Source organism: Oleiphilus sp. HI0086, from assembly GCF_001635225.1.
Genome location: NZ_LWFZ01001468.1, coordinates 1 through 1,331 on the forward strand (window position 1 = coordinate 1; position 1,331 = coordinate 1,331).

Genomic DNA, 1,331 nt, shown 5'->3' on the forward strand with positions numbered 1-1,331 from the left:
ATTCAAATTGATTTAGACTTTTTTAAACAAGTAAATGATCGATTTGGGCACCAGGCAGGTGATGAAGTATTGAAGAAGGTTGCTACATTGATTCTTGCAAATTGCAGGAAGAATGATACTGCCGCGCGCGTTGGCGGAGAAGAGATGAGTATTATTGTCTGTGGCGAAAGTAAAGATGAAGCGCATATATTGGCAGAAAGAATTCGTGCCACGATTGAAAGTACAGACTGCTTTTGGCAGGGGCAACGGATAAGTTTGACAGCCTCATTCGGTATTGCATTCGCGACAGCTAAGACAGAAACTGCTTGGCAAATTTATCAAAATGCTGACTTGGCACTGTATCAAGCCAAGAAGCAGGGACGGAATCAGGTATGCTTGTATGAAGCCTAAACCCAAGGCGCGAGTAGAGTTTCGAATGCGGAGGTTATATTGTCTTTAAGATCATTGGTTCTGACGTTGCTTGTCTGCCTGATTGTTTGGTATTGGCTTAAAGCAAGAGAGTTAAAAGATATTGCTCTAAGAGCCGCGGCGAAGCATTGTCGTGAATTGGACTTAAGTATTCTTGACCAGACAGTCGTTTTGCGCTCATTGAAGCTCAAGAGAGGGAATGCTGGGCGCTTACAGATTATTCGTGAATATGGTTTTGAGTTCAGTTCTACAGGAGAAGATCGTTATAAAGGTAGTGTGAAGATGGCCGGAGCACGTGTTCAAGGGGTCAAATTGGCACCACATCGAGTGGAATAGTTTTATTATTGGAAGTGGTTAATTTGTATCGAGCACCTATACTCTATATATCGACAAAAAGAAGCTATTCACAAATTGGCAGGTGTTTTTAATTCGCACCTGCTTTAGCGTGTAAGAATAAATATGATCAAACGAATTCCTATCGACTCCCTTCAAGTTGGAATGTATATATCTGATCTTAATAGTGATTGGATTCCTCATTCCAACTTTAAGAAGAAGGGGAAAATCAAGAAAGATCTAACTGTTGAAAAGATAAAAAACTAGGCATTAAAGAAGTCTATATCGATACTTTTCTAGGTGAGGATTTAAAGGATGCGCCGACCCTTGCCGAGATTGACAAAGAAAATGAAAAGAAACTAGCAGCGGCAGGTGAACTGAGCTCGTTAAACAAGCCGCGTTTAGGTTTGGGCGAGGAAATGCTGGCGGCTCAAAAGGTTCATGAAGAAGCAGTTGAACTCATGGGCGGTATTCTCACGGACGTTAAGACTGGTCAGGCGCTTCCTATAGACGCTATTGATAATCTTGCGGAAGATATGCTGGACTCTTTGTTCAGAAATCACAATGCCTTGGCTTGCCTTGGCTGTATT

Annotated in this window: 2 protein-coding genes and 1 pseudogene; all 3 read left to right on the plus strand. The window is 41.9% G+C overall.

Annotated features, from left to right (window positions below; all coding sequences use genetic code 11):
• A partial coding sequence (locus A3756_RS24920; protein WP_156490756.1) for a GGDEF domain-containing protein occupies window positions 1–390 on the plus strand: 390 nt, incomplete at its 5' end.
• A 39-nt stretch (window positions 391–429) separates the two neighbouring features.
• Entirely contained in the window at window positions 430–744 is a 315-nt protein-coding gene (locus tag A3756_RS24925; protein ID WP_068512050.1) for a DUF3301 domain-containing protein, read from the plus strand.
• Window positions 745–906: 162 nt separating this feature from the next.
• Window positions 907–1,331 (plus strand): annotated as a pseudogene (locus A3756_RS29375) (DUF3391 domain-containing protein); the annotation flags it as partial.